This is a genomic window from Delftia sp. SD018, from assembly GCF_017355445.1.
GTDB lineage: Bacteria > Pseudomonadota > Gammaproteobacteria > Burkholderiales > Burkholderiaceae_C > Comamonas > Comamonas acidovorans.
This window is the reverse complement of sequence record NZ_JADDRN010000009.1, coordinates 1-16125: the sequence shown is the minus strand read 5'-3', so window position 1 is coordinate 16125 and position 16125 is coordinate 1. Positions and strand designations below refer to the sequence as shown.

At 68.3% G+C, this 16125-nt stretch carries 13 protein-coding genes; 10 read left to right on the top strand and 3 right to left on the bottom strand.

Features of this window, described 5'->3' with window-relative positions; all coding sequences use genetic code 11:
• Window positions 1-102: 102 nt before the first annotated feature.
• From modA to INR38_RS11020, 9 genes are all read left to right on the top strand, one after another.
• Window positions 103-864, top strand: a complete 762-nt coding sequence (gene modA / locus INR38_RS11060; protein ID WP_192367186.1) for a molybdate ABC transporter substrate-binding protein — start codon at window positions 103-105, stop codon at window positions 862-864.
• Window positions 865-1015: 151 nt separating this feature from the next.
• Window positions 1016-1696, top strand: coding sequence for a molybdate ABC transporter permease subunit (modB, locus tag INR38_RS11055; protein ID WP_013804076.1), 681 nt, complete (start codon window positions 1016-1018; stop codon window positions 1694-1696).
• Complete coding sequence (modC, locus tag INR38_RS11050; protein WP_207443394.1) at window positions 1693-2823, top strand: molybdenum ABC transporter ATP-binding protein; 1131 nt, start codon at window positions 1693-1695, stop codon at window positions 2821-2823. Before modB ends, modC begins: the two co-directional genes overlap by 4 nt.
• 52 nt (window positions 2824-2875) lie before the next feature.
• Window positions 2876-3808 carry a formate dehydrogenase accessory sulfurtransferase FdhD gene (gene fdhD / locus INR38_RS11045; protein WP_012203447.1) on the top strand — a complete coding sequence of 311 codons (933 nt, stop codon included), beginning with the start codon at window positions 2876-2878 and terminating at the stop codon, window positions 3806-3808.
• Between the two features lie 73 nt (window positions 3809-3881).
• The gene (locus INR38_RS11040) at window positions 3882-4280 is read left to right on the top strand and encodes a hypothetical protein (protein ID WP_043783237.1); all 399 of its coding nucleotides are present in this window, start codon (window positions 3882-3884) and stop codon (window positions 4278-4280) included.
• 167 nt (window positions 4281-4447) lie between these two features.
• Complete coding sequence (miaB, locus tag INR38_RS11035) at window positions 4448-5776, top strand: tRNA (N6-isopentenyl adenosine(37)-C2)-methylthiotransferase MiaB (protein ID WP_012203445.1); 1329 nt, start codon at window positions 4448-4450, stop codon at window positions 5774-5776.
• 203 nt (window positions 5777-5979) lie between these two features.
• Window positions 5980-8268 carry a tetratricopeptide repeat protein gene (locus INR38_RS11030; RefSeq protein WP_207443395.1) on the top strand — a complete coding sequence of 763 codons (2289 nt, stop codon included), beginning with the start codon at window positions 5980-5982 and terminating at the stop codon, window positions 8266-8268.
• A complete protein-coding gene (locus INR38_RS11025; protein WP_207443400.1) occupies window positions 8265-9494 on the top strand; it encodes a hypothetical protein in 1230 nt (409 codons plus the stop codon). The genes INR38_RS11030 and INR38_RS11025 overlap by 4 nt, the downstream gene beginning before the upstream one ends.
• Window positions 9491-10165, top strand: a complete 675-nt coding sequence (locus INR38_RS11020) for a DUF1266 domain-containing protein (RefSeq protein WP_207443396.1) — start codon at window positions 9491-9493, stop codon at window positions 10163-10165. The genes INR38_RS11025 and INR38_RS11020 overlap by 4 nt, the downstream gene beginning before the upstream one ends.
• Window positions 10166-10204: 39 nt before the next feature.
• Here INR38_RS11020 and INR38_RS11015 read toward each other — a convergent pair whose 3' ends face one another.
• The 3 genes from INR38_RS11015 to ffh form a co-directional block, all read right to left on the bottom strand.
• Window positions 10205-10609 (bottom strand): helix-turn-helix domain-containing protein, encoded by a 405-nt coding sequence (locus tag INR38_RS11015; RefSeq protein ID WP_097203552.1) that lies wholly within the window; start codon window positions 10607-10609, stop codon window positions 10205-10207.
• Window positions 10610-10671: 62 nt separating this feature from the next.
• Window positions 10672-11226, bottom strand: coding sequence for a C40 family peptidase (locus INR38_RS11010; protein WP_012203440.1), 555 nt, complete (start codon window positions 11224-11226; stop codon window positions 10672-10674).
• A 106-nt stretch (window positions 11227-11332) separates the two neighbouring features.
• Window positions 11333-12727 carry a signal recognition particle protein gene (gene ffh / locus INR38_RS11005; protein WP_012203439.1) on the bottom strand — a complete coding sequence of 465 codons (1395 nt, stop codon included), beginning with the start codon at window positions 12725-12727 and terminating at the stop codon, window positions 11333-11335.
• Window positions 12728-12984: 257 nt separating this feature from the next.
• Between ffh and INR38_RS11000 the strand changes: the two genes are divergently transcribed.
• The coding region (locus tag INR38_RS11000) for a response regulator (RefSeq protein ID WP_207475949.1) at window positions 12985-16125 on the top strand (3141 nt) is incomplete at its 3' end.

Genomic DNA, 16125 nt, shown 5'->3' with positions numbered 1-16125 from the left:
CCCGCCAAGCGTTATTTCCCGCCAAGCAAAACGCCTGCACCCTGCATGCGCATTTTCAGGTCGTTACACTGCGCTATTCACCAACGGAATAGCGAGAGACCCATGAACGTGAACCAGCCCCTGCGTGCCACCGCCTTCACCGCCCTTGCCCTGTTCGGCTGGGCCGCCGCGCAGGCCGCCGAAGTGTCGGTGGCCGTCGCCGCCAACTTCACGGCGCCCATGCAGAAGATCGCCGCCGAGTTCGAGAAGGACACCGGCCACAAGGCCCTGCTGTCCTTCGGCGCCACGGGCAAGTTCTATGCGCAGATCGTCAACGGCGCGCCCTTCCAGATCCTGCTGGCCGCCGACGACACCACGCCCGAGAAGATCGCCAAGGAAGGCCGCGGCCTGCCCGATTCGCGCTTCACCTACGCCATCGGCCAGCTGGTGCTGTGGAGCCCCAAGGCCGGTTATGTGGACGACAAGGGCGAAGTCCTCAAGACCGGCGACTACAAGCACATCGCCGTGGCCAATCCCAAGCTGGCGCCCTACGGCACGGCAGCCATGGAAGTGCTGAACAAGCTGGGCATCACGGCCCAGGTGCAGCCGCGCATCGTCATGGGCGAGAACATTGCCCAGACCTACCAGTTCGCGGCCACGGGCAATGCCCAGCTGGGCTTTGTGGCCCTGTCGCAGGTGATGGAAAACGGCAAGCTGCGCGAAGGCTCGGCCTGGCAGGTGCCCGGCTCCATGCACGAGCCCATCCGCCAGGACGCCATCGTGCTCAACAACGGCAAGGACAACGAAGCCGCCACCGAGCTGATGAAGTACCTGCGCGCCGACAAGGCCCGTGCCATCATCCGCTCCTACGGCTATAGCTTCTGACACCTGTTGAGGCGCGCTTGCGCGCCTTCCCTCTCTCCTGGGGAGGGGTCGGCCGGCACGGGCCCGTGCTCAGCGTCGCTGAGCCGGGCCGCGCCGGTTTCGTGCGTTGAGTGAGATCCAACAGCGCTGCGAACCACTGAATTCTTCCCGCATGATTCTTACCGCCGACGACTACGCCGCCATACGGCTGACGCTGAAACTTGCCAGCGTGACCACGGTGCTGCTGCTGACGCTGTGCACGCCGCTGGCCTGGTGGCTGGCGCATACGCGCTCGCGCTGGCGCGGCCCAATTGGCGCCGTGGTGGCGCTGCCCCTGGTGCTTCCGCCCACGGTGATCGGTTTTTACCTGCTGGTGACCATGGGTCCCAACGGCCCCGTGGGGCAGCTGACGCAGGCGCTGGGGCTGAGCACCCTGCCCTTCACTTTTCCGGGCCTGGTCATCGGTTCGCTGGTCTATTCCATGCCGTTCACGGTGCAGCCGCTGCAGCGCGCCTTCGAATCCCTGGGCACGCGGCCCATGGAGGCTGCGGCCAGCCTGGGCGCGGGGCCGCTGGACCGCTTCTTCACCGTGGCGCTGCCGCTGGCGCGGCCGGGCTTCATCACGGCGGCCGTGCTGACCTTTGCGCACACCGTGGGTGAGTTCGGCGTGGTGCTGATGCTGGGCGGCAATATTCCCGGCGTGACGCGCGTGGTCTCGGTACAGATCTACGACCATGTGGAGGCCATGGAGTACGCCCACGCCCACTGGCTGGCAGGCGGCATGGTGGTGTTCTCTTTCCTGGTTCTTCTGGCCCTGCACCTGTTGCAGCCGCGCGAGGAGCGCCGCGCATGATGACCGCCTTCTCTCCCTCCCTGATGTCCGACGCCGCGCACCCCCACCCCTCCTCGGAAATCATCGCAAACCTGGCGCTGGAGCGCGCCGACTTCCGTCTTGATGTGCAGCTGCAGTTGCCCGGGCGCGGCGTCACCGCCCTGTTCGGCCCCTCGGGCTGCGGCAAGACCACCTGCCTGCGCGCCCTGGCAGGACTGGAGCGCGCGCGCGGCCGCGTCGCCGTCAACGGCGAGGTCTGGCAGGACGATGCGGCCAGCCAATGGCTGCCCACGCACCGCCGTGCGCTGGGCTATGTGTTCCAGGAGGCCAGCCTGTTCCCGCACCTGACCGTGCGGCGCAACATCGACTACGGCATGCGGCGCACGCCGGCCGCGCGGCGCAAGGTGTCCCAGGACCAGGCCGTGTCCCTGCTGGGCATAGGCCACCTGATGGACCGCATGCCCTCCACCCTGTCGGGCGGCGAGCGCCAGCGCGTGGCCATTGCGCGGGCGCTGGCCACCAGCCCGCGGGTGCTGCTGATGGACGAGCCCCTGGCCGCGCTGGACGCCCAGCGCAAGGCCGAGGTCCTGCCCTACCTGGACCAGCTGCGCCGCGAACTCGACATTCCCGTCCTCTACGTCAGCCACTCCATCGACGAGGTCGCTCGCCTGGCCCAGCACCTGGTGCTGCTCAAGGCAGGCGGCATCGTCGCGGCCGGCGCCACCAGCGAGCTGCTGGCACGGCTGGACCTGCCCCTGAGCATGGGCGACACGGCAGCGGCCATGGTCAGCGCACAGGTCCAGCAGCACGATCCCGATGCACACCTGAGCACGCTGTCCTTCGATGGCGGGCGTCTGCGCCTTGTCATGGCCTCCCCGCGCCCCGTCGGCGAAACCGTGCAGTTGCGCGTGCAGGCACGCGATGTGAGCCTGAGCCTGCAGCACCCGCAAGACAGCAGCATCCTCAACATCCTGCCTGCCACCGTGCAGGAGCTGCGCGAGGACGGCCCGGGCCAGGTCATGGTCTCGCTGCAGCTGGGCCCGTCCCGCCTGCTGGCACGCATCACCCTGCATTCCGCCCGGCAGCTGGGCATTGCGCCGGGCATGCATGTCTTCGCCCAGATCAAGGGCATGGCATTGCTGGACTGAGCACGCGCGGCGGCGCCGATATCATGCGGAAGCCGCCTGCGCGGCCCACGCCATGAACGCCACCACCGAACACGCCCCCGCACCCGTCCCCGCCCCAGACGCAGGCCCCGGCGCAGCAGATGCTGCATGCGCCGCCCCGCCTGCCATTGCCGCGCTGCGCACGCATGCGGTGGCGCGCCACCGGCTCGGTGAAGGCGGCGCCGTCAGCATCCAGGCCGAACCGCAGGTGCTGGCCAGCGAAGTCCCCATCGCCCTGGTGTTCAATGGCATCTCTCACGCCGTGATGATGGGTACGCCCTCGGACCTGGAAGACTTTGCGCTGGGCTTTGCGCTCACCGAAGGCATTCTGGACAGCGCTGCCGACTGCTACGGCATCGAGGTGCGCACCGTGGCTGCACAGGCCGCAGGCCTGCCGGCCGGCATGGACGGCATCGAGGTGCAGCTGGACGTGGCCTCGCGCTGCTTCGCCCGCCTCAAGGACCGGCGCCGCAGCATGAGCGGGCGCACGGGCTGCGGTGTCTGCGGCGTGGACAGCTTCGCGGCGCTGGACCTGTCCTTCGACCCCCTGCCCGCGCACGACTGGATCGCCCGTGTCGATGCCGACACCGTCTGCGCAGCCATCGCGGCACTGCCGCCGCTGCAGTTGCTCAACGCCGAAGCCGGAGCCGTGCATGCCGCAGGCTGGGCAGGGCTGGACGGGCAACTGACGGATGTGCTCGAAGACGTGGGCCGCCACAACGCGCTGGACAAGCTGGTCGGCCGCCTCTCCCGTACGGGCCGCCTGGGCGAGGCCGGCTTTGTCGTGCTCTCCAGCCGCGGCAGCCATGAGCTGGTGCGCAAATGCGCCAAGGTCGGCATCGCCGCCCTGGCCACCATCTCCGCGCCCACGGCCATGGGCGTGCAGATGGCCGAACTGATCGGCCTGCGCTTCTGGGGCCTGTGCCGCCCGCCCAAGGCGGTGCTGTATGCGCCGGGCCGCACCTGACCCAATGCCCGAGTGCCGCGCCTGCGCGGCGGCAAGTTCGTAGAATCGCGGGTTCAGCCCCTGGATGTACACCATGAACCGCTGCAAGCCCCATTTCTCTCCCGTCCGCCGCCTGTGTGCCGGCGCCCTGCTCGCCGGCCTGGCCTGCGCCAGCCTGGGCGTGGCCGCGCAAGGCCTGCCGTCCAACGAGACGCGCAATTTCCCGCCGCAGGCCCAGTTCGGCGAGCTGGTCGTGACCCAGTTTCCCGAGGTGGAGATCGACGGCAAGACCATTCGCACCAGTCCGGGCTTTCGCCTGTTCAGCCCTGAACGCACGCTGGTGCAGGCCATCAATTACCAGGGCAGCAAGCTCGTGGTGGGCTATGTGATCGAGCCGCAGACGCAGTGGCTGCACCAGGCCTGGATCCTGACCAAGGCCGAGGCCGACAAGCACTACAAGCCCAAGTCGATGCTGCAGCGCATCTTCAACTGAGCACCGCGCACACCACAGCAAGCGCTCAGCACGTACACGGCTGACGCGGCCCGCGCCTCGCAGGCCACAGCGGCCCGGCCATGGGGCACGCCGCCCCCTGGCCGAGCCACCTTCATTTTTTGCAGACCGCCGCTTGCAGTGCGGCGGCTGCCTGACGGAACCCCACCATGTCCAAGAAAGTCTTTATCAAAACCTTCGGCTGCCAGATGAACGAGTACGACTCGGACAAGATGGCCGATGTGCTGGGCGCAGCCCAGGGCTACGAATCCACCGACGACCCCGAGCAGGCCGACCTGATCCTGTTCAACACCTGCTCGGTGCGCGAGAAGGCGCAGGAGAAGGTGTTCAGCGACCTGGGCCGCTACAAGCACCTGAAGGAACGCGGCGTGCTCATCGGCGTGGGCGGCTGCGTGGCCAGCCAGGAGGGCGAGGAAATCATCAAGCGCGCACCCTATGTGGACGTGGTCTTCGGCCCGCAGACCCTGCACCGCCTGCCCGAGCTGCTCAATGCACGCGCCGCCAAGCACAAACCCCAGGTCGATATCAGCTTTCCCGAGATCGAGAAATTCGACCACCTGCCGCCCGCGCGCGTGGAAGGCTCCTCGGCCTTCGTCTCCATCATGGAAGGCTGCTCCAAGTACTGCAGCTACTGCGTCGTGCCCTATACGCGCGGCGAGGAAGTCAGCCGCCCGTTCGAGGACGTGCTGATCGAGGTCGCCGGCCTGGCCGATCAGGGCGTGAAGGAAGTCACGCTGCTGGGCCAGAACGTCAACGCCTACCTGGGCAAGATGGGTGACACGGCCGAGATCGCCGACTTTGCCCTGCTGCTGGAGTACGTGTCCGAGATCCCCGGCATCGAGCGCATCCGCTACACCACCAGCCACCCCAACGAGTTCACGCCGCGCCTGATCGAGGCCTACGCTCGGCTGCCCAAGCTGGTCAGCCACCTGCACCTGCCCGTGCAGCACGGCAGCGACAAGATCCTCATGGCCATGAAGCGCGGCTACACGGCCATGGAATACAAGAGCACCATCCGCAAGCTGCGCGCCATCCGGCCCGAAATGGCCATGAGCAGCGACTTCATCGTGGGCTTCCCCGGCGAGACCGAGGAAGACTTCCAGAAGATGATGAAGCTCATCCACGACGTGCGCTTCGACAACAGCTTCAGCTTCATCTTCAGCCCCCGCCCCGGCACGCCGGCCGCCAACCTGCACGACGACACGCCGCACGAGGTCAAGCTGCGCCGCCTGCAGGAGCTGCAGGCCGTGATCAACAACAACATCAAGGACATCAGCGACGAGCGCGTGGGCACGGTGCAGCGCCTGCTGGTGGAAGGCCTGTCCAAGCGCGATGGCAGCGAACTCATGGGCCGCACCGAGTGCAACCGCGTGGTCAACTTCCCGGGCAACGAACGCCTGATCGGCCAGATGATCGATGTGAAGATCACCGAGGCCCGCACCTTCACGCTGCGCGGTGAAGTCGTGGTGCGCCACTGAGCCCAACCCGGCCCCGGCGGCCCAGCGACCTCCTGCGTAACCAAAGCCCGGCAATGCCGGGCTTTTTTGCATGTAACAGGACGTGAAAACAGCCCGACCACTCTGGCATGGTGCCGGCTGGCCCGCTAGCATCGCGGGGTCGCCGCCCTGAGGTCCGTCGGCCTGCAGGGCTTTTCCAGCTTCGCTTGCTTGCTATCGATTCCATGAACACCTCCCAGCCCGCCACCGCCCAGGCCGTCCTTGAGGGCGAAGCCCTGCATGCCTTCATGGACCAGGCGCACGACCTGCTGCAGCAGGAGGCTGATGCCAGCCCCATCGCCCCGGCCGAACGCCAGGCGGCCGTCATGGAGCTGCTCTCGCAGCAGCGCTTCGCCCCGGCCACGGTGGGCGAGCTGGAGCGTCTGCACGATCTCTGGCTGGACCTGGAACGACCCGAAACCGCCAACGCACTGCTGCGCGAACACCGCGCTGCCACGCTGCAACCCTTGCAGGGCGACAACCACCTGCTGGCCACGGCCAGCCTGGCGCTCAGCGACATCCAGAGCCGGCTGCGCTTTGACCGTGAAGGCGGCGTGGCCCTGCTCGCGCCCGCTGCCGATCTCATGGGCCGGCTGCCGCATACCGGCGAGCCCTACCGCTACTGGAACGGCTGGCACTACCTGGCCCGCGAAGCCCAGGCCTGGGAGCTGGCCGAGCAAGGCGTGGACCTGCAGCGCAGCCACGAACGCAGCGACCCGGATGGCGAGGCCTCCCCCGCGCGCCGCGACGCGCGTGCCTGCCTGCGCAAGGCCGAGCTGGCCCGTCTGCGCGGCGATGTGCCCGCCACCGTGCGCCAGGTGCAGGCTGCCACGGCGCTGCTGACCCAGGCCGATGCAGAGCAGAACGTGGACTTCGACGACTGGCTGCACCTTGCACGCGAGGTCCTGCCGCTGGCCCCGCAAAGCGTTCCGGCCGTGCTCATGGCGGCAGAGCAGCACCTGGCCCGCACCGAAAGCCCCGCCGCATCGCAGGCGGTACGCACGCACCGCAAGGTCCATGCGGCCCGGCTGCAGGCCATGGCCTGCCATGCCATGGGCCAGCCCGAGGCCGCGCTGCAGCTGGCCGCGCTGGGCCGCTTCGGCCTGGTGGATGACTCCGACGATGCCTTCAGCGGCCTGGTGCTGCGGTGGCTGGAAGAGGCGGGGCGCCTGGCCGATGCGGCGGACCTGGCGCTGGAAAGCGTGCTGCACAGCCGCCCCGGATCGGCCCGTCAGGGCTATGAACTGGCCTTGCGCAGAGTGGACAGCGACACCGCCCATGCACCGGCCTGGGCGCTGATCCTGGCCTGGGCGGGACTGGATTCCGACATGCAGGAGATCCTGGAAGACAGCCCGGCTGCTCCGCGCAGCGCCGACGACTACCTGGCCCTGGCGCGCACCCAGGCGCCCGGCCACCCTCTGCTGGACCTGATCGACGGCTGGCGCCTGGCCAAGGAACGCCAATGGGAGCAGGCCCTGCCTCTGCTGGAGCGCGGCGTGACCGACCAGCCCCGGCACGCCAACTCCGAGCTGCTGCCTATGCTCTGGGCCGCGCGCTTCGCCGTGCTGCCCGCCGCGCAGGTGCTGCAGCGCCCCTTTGCGCAGGGCCATGGCGCCCACTGGTGCTATGCAGCGGGCGTGACCCTGGACGACGAGGACGACCTGGCCGCCATCATGGGCGAAGGCCGGCAGGTGCCGGGCGACGAGGTGCGTGAGCCGCTGGTGCAGCGTTACTACGAAGAGGGCCTGGCCCGCTTCGAAGCCTTCTGGGCCAGCGGCCAGGGCCGGTACAAGGACGCGCACCTGCACGTCTACTCCATGCTCTGCAACAACCTGGCCATCAAGTACCGATCGCAGCAGCGCTATGACGAGGCGGCGGCCCTGCACCACAAGGGCCTGTCCAGCAGCCCCTTTGCCGAACACCACGACGGCCTGCTGTGGTGCGCCATCCGCCGTGACGACCGCCCCGGCATCGTCACGGCGGCCGAGCAGCTGTGGCACTTCACCCAGGACTACGGCTACAGCCGCCACTGCCCCACGGACTACTTCCCCAGCGCGGCGCTGGCGCTCTACCAGCTGGGCCGCGCAGGCGAAATCGGCATCTGGCTGGAGCGCCTGGACCAGTGGTTCGAGGAACTGGACGAGGACGACCAGCGCGAACAGCGGCGCGACTATCTGGCCTCGCTGATGTCCCTGCTCGACTTCTTCTCCGAAAACCATGGCGAACTGGTGCGCCCGCGCCTGGACGCCCTGCTGCCCGAAGTGCGCGCCCTGGGCGAGTGCTACACGCTGCGCCGCCTGGCCTGCGCCATGGAAAGCTGCGGTCCCATCGACCAGGCCGTGGCCCTGCACCGCGAGGCCATCGCCAAGCTCACGCCCGACGACGGCGAGGCCGAGCACAGGATGGCAAAGGACGGCCTCAAGCGCTGCCTCAAGCTGCGCTCGGACAGCAAGCCCTGGTGGAAGCTGTGGTGAACCCGGGCGCCGGTGCCAACGCCGCCAGTGCCTATCGGCCGCGCGACGTGGTCAATGCGCCGGCCATCAAGCAGCGCATCCGCGAGCGCAGCGCTGCACGCGGCGACAGCGAGGAGATCGCCGCCTGGCTGGCCAATCACTTCTACCGCCATGTGATCGGCAACCTCGACGCCGATCCGCCTGCCGTGCAGCCCGTGTCCACGCAGGCCGAGCTGATGCGCCTGCACCGGCGCGCCGAGCCTGCCGCCTGGGCGCTGGAGCGCCTGCGCGAACATGCGTCCCGCCAGCCGCTGTCACCGGACAGGCCGGCGGCCGACGGCAGCGCGCCGCTGTGGTGGGTGGAGCCCGACAGCGCACCCCTGCTGGCGCTGGAGAGCCGGCTGCTGGAGTTCCTGTCCACCCGGCGCGGCACCGCGCTGGAGGGCAAGCTGCAGCGCATCAACTGCCCGCAGGCGCTGGCGCGCTGGACGCTGGAGCACCTGGCCTTCGCCCGGAGAAGCGACAGCGGCTGGGCCGAGCACCGGCCCGGCGCCGTGCGCCCGCTGCTGCGTGGCCAGCTGGGTGTCTTCGTCGAATTCGATGCCCAAAGCCCGGACCTGCGCGCCGAAATGGCCTATGAAAGCCAGATGATGCGCCACTGCCTGGGCCAGTTCAGCGAGCGCGGCGCACTGCGCGGCGGCTATGGCGAGCACTACGCCGAAGCCTGCGAGCAGGGCCGGCTGCGGCTGTTCAGCTACCGCACGGGCACGGCCCAGCCGCGCATCACCGTCAGCGCCCAGGTGCGGGACGACGGGCGGCTGCGCATCGACCAGATCAAGGGCAAGCAGAACCGCCCGCCGATTGCGCGCTACCTGGCCGATGTGCTGGCCCTGCTCAATCACCTCGATACCGATGGCGAGGCGCCGGCGGACGCCCTGGCCATGGGCATCGTGCGCCGACCGGCACAGCTGCTGGCCACGGGCAGCGCGGCTGCCTGGTGCGCGGCCAGCGAGCTGCACACCGAGGCCGAGCAGCTGTGGCTGCTGCAGTCCCACCCGGCGCTGCTGGAGCAGTTGGATATCCGGTCGCCCCTGATGCAATGGCTGGTCGCGGCACGCCGCGACACCGTGCCCGTGCCCGCCTTCGAGCGCATGCCGCGCAGCGCGGCCCTGCAGCAGTCGCTGGAGCTGGCGCGGCGCCGGGCGGGATCGCCGGGAACACCGGGCAGGACAGGAAATCCGCGATGAACGCCTTCACCCTTGTTGTGCTGTCTGCACTGCTCTGGTGGGCAGTGCGCGCCGGCCTGCGGCGCATGCGTGCGTCGCGCCAACGCGGCGACTTCAGCAGCTACCGCAGCGGTGACGCGGCACTGGACTGGGCCCTGGCGCTGGCCCATCCCATGGCCTTTCACGCCATCCAGGGCGGCTTTGCGGACCGGCAGCTCAACGGCGCCGACTCCGCACTGACCACCCAGCTGCGCCCCATGGTGCTGCACCACCTGGGCCTGCGCACCGACCTGGACGATGCCCAGATCGCACGCCAGTTGCCCGACGGCCTGCGCCAGCGCTGGTTCACGCTGGACCTGCAGCGCCTGCAGGCCGGTGACGATCCCCATGCCGCCATGGCCTTTGCCTGCGCGCGCGTGGCCTTCCATGTGCGCTGCGCCTGGCTGCTGGGCTGGGTGGACGAGGCCCTGCACCAGCAGATCCTGCACCTGAACGCATGCCGCGCGCGGGATTGCTTTGACAGCTGGCTGGCCTTCGGCCTGGCCTACGCACGCGGCCGCAGCCAGTGGCTGGCCCGTGGCCGCGCCGACGTGCTGGGGCGCAGCGTGACGCCCGAGCAAGTGCAGCAGTGGGTGGCCGATCCGCGCCACCCCTGGCATGCCATGCCCTGGCAGCAGCAGGCCGTCCGGTGACTGACGCCAGGTGGGTGCGCTGCCTGCCCTGCCCGGTGCTCAGCCTTCGCCATGCACCTTGGCGAAGGTGAGGATCACCTCCCGCACCACCTGGCGCTGAGGCGCGGGCAGCTTCAGAAAGGCATCGAAGGTTTCGCGTTCGAGATAGCCCACGCCCGGCTCCTGGCATTCGAGCGGCGACGGCAGGGACGGCGGGGACCGCTGGGCTGATTCGCCATAGCGCAACACATCGGGCTCGACCTCGAGCAAACCCGCCAGCAGCACCAGCTTGTCCTGCTCGGGAACGGCCTCGCCGTTCAGCCAGCGCGAGACCGCCTGGAAGGAGATCGGCCGCCCCCAGTAACTGGAATTGAACAGCTTCAGAAGCACGCTGGGCCGGGGCTCCAGTCCCGCAGCCTCGATGGCCTGGCGCAGGCGCAGGGCGAATTCGAGCTTGTTACGCATTCCGACACCCTGGATTTCCCTGGAATCTTGATTGAATCATCAGCCCGTCGCCCGGCCAGCGTTCAGGCGAAGATGCTGCGCGCCTCGGTGAAGCGCTTGGCGAAATAGGTGTTGTCCATGCGCACGCGCTGCACCGTGCCGCCGCTGGACGGTGCATGCACGAACTGGCCGTTGCCCACGAAGATGCCCATGTGCGAATAGCGCGCGCCCAGGGTATTGAAGAACACGAAGTCGCCGCGCTGCAGGCTACGGCTGCCCACGGGATTGCTGAACTGCGCCCACTGCGCCGTGGTGCGCGGCAGGCGGTTTTCGGTGATGCCACCCACGGCCCACTGGATCAGGCCGCTGCAGTCGAAACCGCCTTCGGGCGAATTGCCGCCATAGGTATAGGGCGTGTTGACCACAAGCATGGTGCGCGCCAGCAGCGCCTCGCGCAATTCGCCGTCCAGATTGAGCGCCTGCGGCGAAGGCACCGGCGCCGGGCCCGAGCCTTTGCGTGGTGCGGAAGAGCAGCCAGCCAGCAGCACGGCGGCCGCCAGCAGACCCCAGTCACGGCGCGAGAGCCGCGCCCCGGTCACCGGAGACACCGCAAGGGAAGTCGAAACACCAGCCTTCATGGCGCTGCATGTTCTCACAAAGCCCTCGCGGCCAAAAGAAAAGCCGCAGGCTGCGCTGCGGCTTGGCGGGAAAGAGCACGCGGCCCGGCGGCTCAGGCGGTGCCCGTCAGAACGGGAGCTTGGGCATGCCGCCGCCACCGCCCATCATTCCCTTCATGGCCTTCATGCCGCCCATGCGCTTCATCATCTTCATGAGGCCGCCGCCCTTCATCTTCTTCATCATCTCCTGCATCTGCTCGAACTCCTTGAGCAGGCGGTTGACTTCCTGGACCTGCACGCCCGCGCCATCGGCAATGCGCTTCTTGCGCGTGGCCTTGATGATCTCGGGCTTCTTGCGTTCCTTGGCAGTCATGGAGCAGATGATGCCTTCCTTGCGGCGGATCTCGCGCTCGGCCTTGTCCATGTCCACCTGGCCGGCCTTGGCCGTGAGCTGGGCCGGCAGCTTGTCCATGAGGTTGGACAGGCCGCCCATCTGCTTCATCTGCTGGATCTGGGCCAGGAAGTCGTTGAGGTCGAAGCCGTCGCCGCTCTTGACCTTCTCGGCCAGCTTCTGCGCGGCCTCCATGTCCACGCCCTTGGTGACCTGCTCGACCAGGGCCACGATGTCGCCCATGCCCAGCACGCGCTGCGCGTGGCGGTCGGCGTCGAACACCTCCAGGCCGTCGATCTTCTCGGACACACCGGCGAACTTGATGGGGGCGCCCGTGATCTGTCGCACCGACAGCGCCGCGCCACCGCGCGAGTCGCCGTCGAGCTTGGTCAGCACGATGCCGGTCAGGGGCAGCGCTTCCTTGAAGGCCTTGGCCGTGTTGATCGCATCCTGGCCCTGCATGGCATCGACGACGAACAGGGTCTCGACCGGCTTGAGCGTGGCGTGCAGATCCTTGATCTCGGCCATCAGCAGCTCGTCGATGGCCAGGCGGCCGGCCGTATCGACCAGCAGCACGTCAAAGAAGTGGCGCTTGGCGTAGTCCAGCGCGGCCACGGCGATGTCGTGCGGCTTCTGGTCAGGCGTGGAGGGGAACCACTCGGCACCGGCCTGGGCGGTCACGGTCTTGAGCTGCTCGATGGCGGCGGGGCGGTACACGTCGCCCGACACGGTGAGCACCTTCTTCTTGCGCCGCTCGATCAGGTGCTTGGCCAGCTTGGCCGTGGTCGTGGTCTTGCCGGCGCCCTGCAGGCCGGCCATCAGGATGACGGCCGGCGGCTGGGCGTTGAGGTTGATGTCGGCCACGCCCTCGCCCATGGTGGCGGCGAGTTCCTTGTTGACGATGGACACCAGCAGCTGGCCCGGCTGCAGCGAGCCCAGCACCTCCTGGCCCAGCGCCTTTTCCTTGACGCGCGCAACGAAGTCGCGCACCACGGGCAGAGCCACGTCGGCCTCGAGCAGGGCCATGCGCACTTCGCGCAGCATGTCCTGCACGTTGGATTCGGTGATGCGGGCCTGGCCGCGCATCTCCTTGACGAGTCGCGAAAGTTTGTCGGTCAGAGCGGAGGCCATAAGCGGGGAGGAACTGGAGTCGTCGGAAAGGAAAAGGTGTGCTGCAGCGAGCCAGCCGGGGCCAGGTGGCCAAGTGGGGCCGGGTCGCGGCACGGACCCTGCAGATCCCGATGATTCTACCCGCTGCCCCTGCCGGGGTAAGTACCGGCCTTCCGTGCCCCACGGCACGCACTGGCCAGCAGTAACATGCGCAATGTTTCCATAGTTTATGGCTATCACATTCCGCAATGCTGGCTTGCTACCGCCTGGGAGTCTTCATGCCTGATACGCCGTATCGCCAGTTCCTGGACCGTGTGCCCGACGGGTTTCTTCTGTTTGACGAGCAGGGCGGCCTGCTCGATGCCAATGCCCAGGCCTGCGCCAGCCTGGGCCATCACAAGGCCGCCATGCTGGGGCTGGGCATCATGGACGTATGGCTGGACCTGGATGGACGGCCGCGTGACTTCTGGCGGGACATGGTCGTGGACAGCCAGGCCCGTCTGCGAGGCTGGCTGACCTGCCGCGATGGCAGCAGCTTGCCCGCCGAGATCCATGTCCATTGCCTGTCACTATCGGGCAGGCGGCTTTTCTTCACTACCTGGCACGACCTCGGCGAGCGCACCGGCCAGGACGAGCCGATCGGCCAGCCCAATGCGCAGCTTGAGCCGCACCTGCAAAACCGCACCTGGCCGTGGCAGGACTCGACGCGCCTGCTGGAGACCGTGATGCGCGAGACGCCCGACCTGGTCTTCGCCAAGGACCGGCAGGGCCGCTACACCTTCGCCAACCCCGCCACAGCCCGCTTTGCCGGGCGCGCGCCCGAAGACATCGTGGGCAAGACCGACCAGGAGCTTTTCTCCGACAGCAGCTTCACCGACAGCGACCGCCGGGTGCTGGACAGCGATGCGCCCGTGGTGATGGACGATCATCTGCTGGTCGACGGGCAGCGCCGCATCTTCCAGTCCACCAAGATTCCCTATCGCGATGCCGAGGGCCGGACCGTGGGCGTGCTGGGCATTGCGCGCGACATCACCCTCATGCGCCAGACCGAGTCCCAGCTGCAAAAAAGCTACGACGTGCTGCGCCAGGCCGAACAGCTGGCGCGCCTGGGCAGCTGGACATGGGAGCTGGACACCGGGCACTTTCAGGCCTCGGAGATGATGTATGTGATGAACGGCCTGGACCCCCAGGGTCCGCCACTGAAGCGCCATGCCCTGCGCGCCATGCTCGGGCCGCAGGATCTTGCACGGCTCACCGCTGCCGTGGATCTGTGCATCAGCACCGGCCAGTCCTACAGCATCGATGTGGTCCAGCGCTGCCCGGACGGCCGGCAGTTCGCTGCCCGCCTCATGGGCCGGGCCCTGCGCGACGAGCAAGGCCGCATCGTCGCGCTCAGCGGCACGCTGCAGGACCTGTCCGAACGCGAGGACGCGCGCATGCGCCTCGAAGCCCTGGCCGACAACCTGCCCAGCGGCGCCATCTACCGCCTGGAAGGCGGCTTGACGCAACTGCGGCTCAGCTACATCAGCGCCGGCATAGAGAACCTGATCGGCGTGCCGGCCCACGCCATCATGGCCGATCGGCAGGTCTACCTGAATGCCATCCATCCCGAGGACCTGCCGCTCTACCAGGGGATGATGCAACGCTCGATCGATACGCTGCGGGTCTTCGATTGCCGCTTTCGCGTGATCAGGCCCGACGGAGAGATCCGCTGGCTGCGCTGCCGCTCGGCCCCACGGCGCTGTCAGGAGGGCATGGTCTGGGACGGCATCATGCTGGACATCACCCGCGAACGCGAGGCCGAGCAGGCGCTGCGGCAGGCCAAGGAAGCCGCCGAAGCGGCCGAACGCGCCAAATCGGATTTCCTGGCCATCATGAGCCACGAAATCCGCACACCCATGAATACCGTCATCGGCATGACGCGCCTGGTGCAGCAGACCGCGCTGACATCGCGCCAGCGCGGCTACCTGGAGAAGGTGGAGCGCTCGGCCAGCGCCCTGCTGGCCGTGATCAACGACATCCTCGATTTCTCCAAGATAGAGGCGGGCATGCTGGCGCTGGAGGAAGTGGACTTCGCCCTTGACGATGTGCTGGAGACCGTGACGGCCTCCACGGCGCTGCGCGCAGAGGAAAAGGGGTTGGAAGTGGTCTATGCGCTGGACCCGCAGCTGCCACCCCGTTTGCGCGGCGACCCAATGCGCCTGGGCCAGGTGCTGACCAACCTGGTCGGCAACGCCATCAAGTTCACAGAGCATGGCGAGGTGGTGATCTCCCTGCATCTGGAGCCGCCGCCGGTGGACGCGCCTGCGGATGCCGATGCGGACACCACGGCAGCGCCCCTGCACCACCTGTGCGTGAGCGTGCGCGACACCGGCATAGGCCTGGATGCATCGCGGGCCGAGCGGCTGTTCCAGCCCTTCACCCAGGCCGACATCCAGACCACGCGCCGCCACGGCGGCACCGGCCTGGGCCTGGCCATCTGCCACAGGCTGGTGCAGCTCATGGGCGGCAAGATCGGCGTGTGCAGCCAGCCCGGCCAGGGCAGCGACTTCCGCTTCACGGCCAAGGTCCGGCTTGCCACGGATGCGCTGCCGGACGGCCACGACAACCTGGGCAGCACCGGCGTTCTCATCGTCGATGACAACGCCAGCGCGCGCGAGGCGCTGGCCGCCATGGTGCGCAGACTGGGCATGCGCTGCGATACGGCGGCGGACGGCATGCAGGCGCTGCGCATGCTTCAAGAGGCCGCACGCCAGGAATCTCCCTATGGCCTGGCCCTGCTGGACTGGCGCATGCCCGGCATGGACGGACTGGAGCTGGCACGCCGCATGCGCGAGCGACAGGACCTGGTCAAGACCCCGGCCGCGCTCATGGTCACGGCCTTCGGGCGCGACGAAGTGCAGCTGCATGCCGCGCAGTTTGGCCTGCGGGGCCTGCGAGGCCTGCTGATCAAGCCCCTGACCGCATCGGCACTGAGGTCCTCCATCCGGGAGGCGCTGCGGGACCCCGAATCGACCCAGCTTGAAGACCCGGCGGCCGGCCCGTCGCCACAGCAGCGCTACCCGGGCCTGCCTGGGCGCAGGGTGCTGGTGGTGGATGACAACGTGCTCAACCGCGAGGTGGCCACCGAACTGCTGGAGCAGGCCGGCATATCGGTACAGACTGCGCAGGACGGTCTGCAGGCGCTGCAGCTGCTCGACAGCCAGCCTTTCGATGCCGTGCTCATGGACGTGCACATGCCCGGCATGGACGGCCTCAGTGCCACGCGCGCCCTGCGCACGCGCAGCGCGCTGCGGCATCTTCCGGTGATCGCGCTGACTGCACAGGCCTATGCCGAGGAGCGCGCCCGGATCGAGGCCGCAGGCATGAATGCCCATCTGACCAAACCCGTTGACGATGTGCTGCTGTACGAGACGCTG

Coding starts and splice junctions, on each gene's coding strand:
- modA (WP_192367186.1), top strand. CDS start 103: ATGAACGTGAACCAGCCCCTGCGTGCCACCGCCTTCACCGCCCTTGCC.
- modB (WP_013804076.1), top strand. CDS start 1,016: ATGATTCTTACCGCCGACGACTACGCCGCCATACGGCTGACGCTGAAA.
- modC (WP_207443394.1), top strand. CDS start 1,693: ATGATGACCGCCTTCTCTCCCTCCCTGATGTCCGACGCCGCGCACCCC.
- fdhD (WP_012203447.1), top strand. CDS start 2,876: ATGAACGCCACCACCGAACACGCCCCCGCACCCGTCCCCGCCCCAGAC.
- INR38_RS11040 (WP_043783237.1), top strand. CDS start 3,882: ATGAACCGCTGCAAGCCCCATTTCTCTCCCGTCCGCCGCCTGTGTGCC.
- miaB (WP_012203445.1), top strand. CDS start 4,448: ATGTCCAAGAAAGTCTTTATCAAAACCTTCGGCTGCCAGATGAACGAG.
- INR38_RS11030 (WP_207443395.1), top strand. CDS start 5,980: ATGAACACCTCCCAGCCCGCCACCGCCCAGGCCGTCCTTGAGGGCGAA.
- INR38_RS11020 (WP_207443396.1), top strand. CDS start 9,491: ATGAACGCCTTCACCCTTGTTGTGCTGTCTGCACTGCTCTGGTGGGCA.
- INR38_RS11015 (WP_097203552.1), bottom strand. CDS start 10,609: ATGCGTAACAAGCTCGAATTCGCCCTGCGCCTGCGCCAGGCCATCGAG.
- INR38_RS11010 (WP_012203440.1), bottom strand. CDS start 11,226: ATGAAGGCTGGTGTTTCGACTTCCCTTGCGGTGTCTCCGGTGACCGGG.
- ffh (WP_012203439.1), bottom strand. CDS start 12,727: ATGGCCTCCGCTCTGACCGACAAACTTTCGCGACTCGTCAAGGAGATG.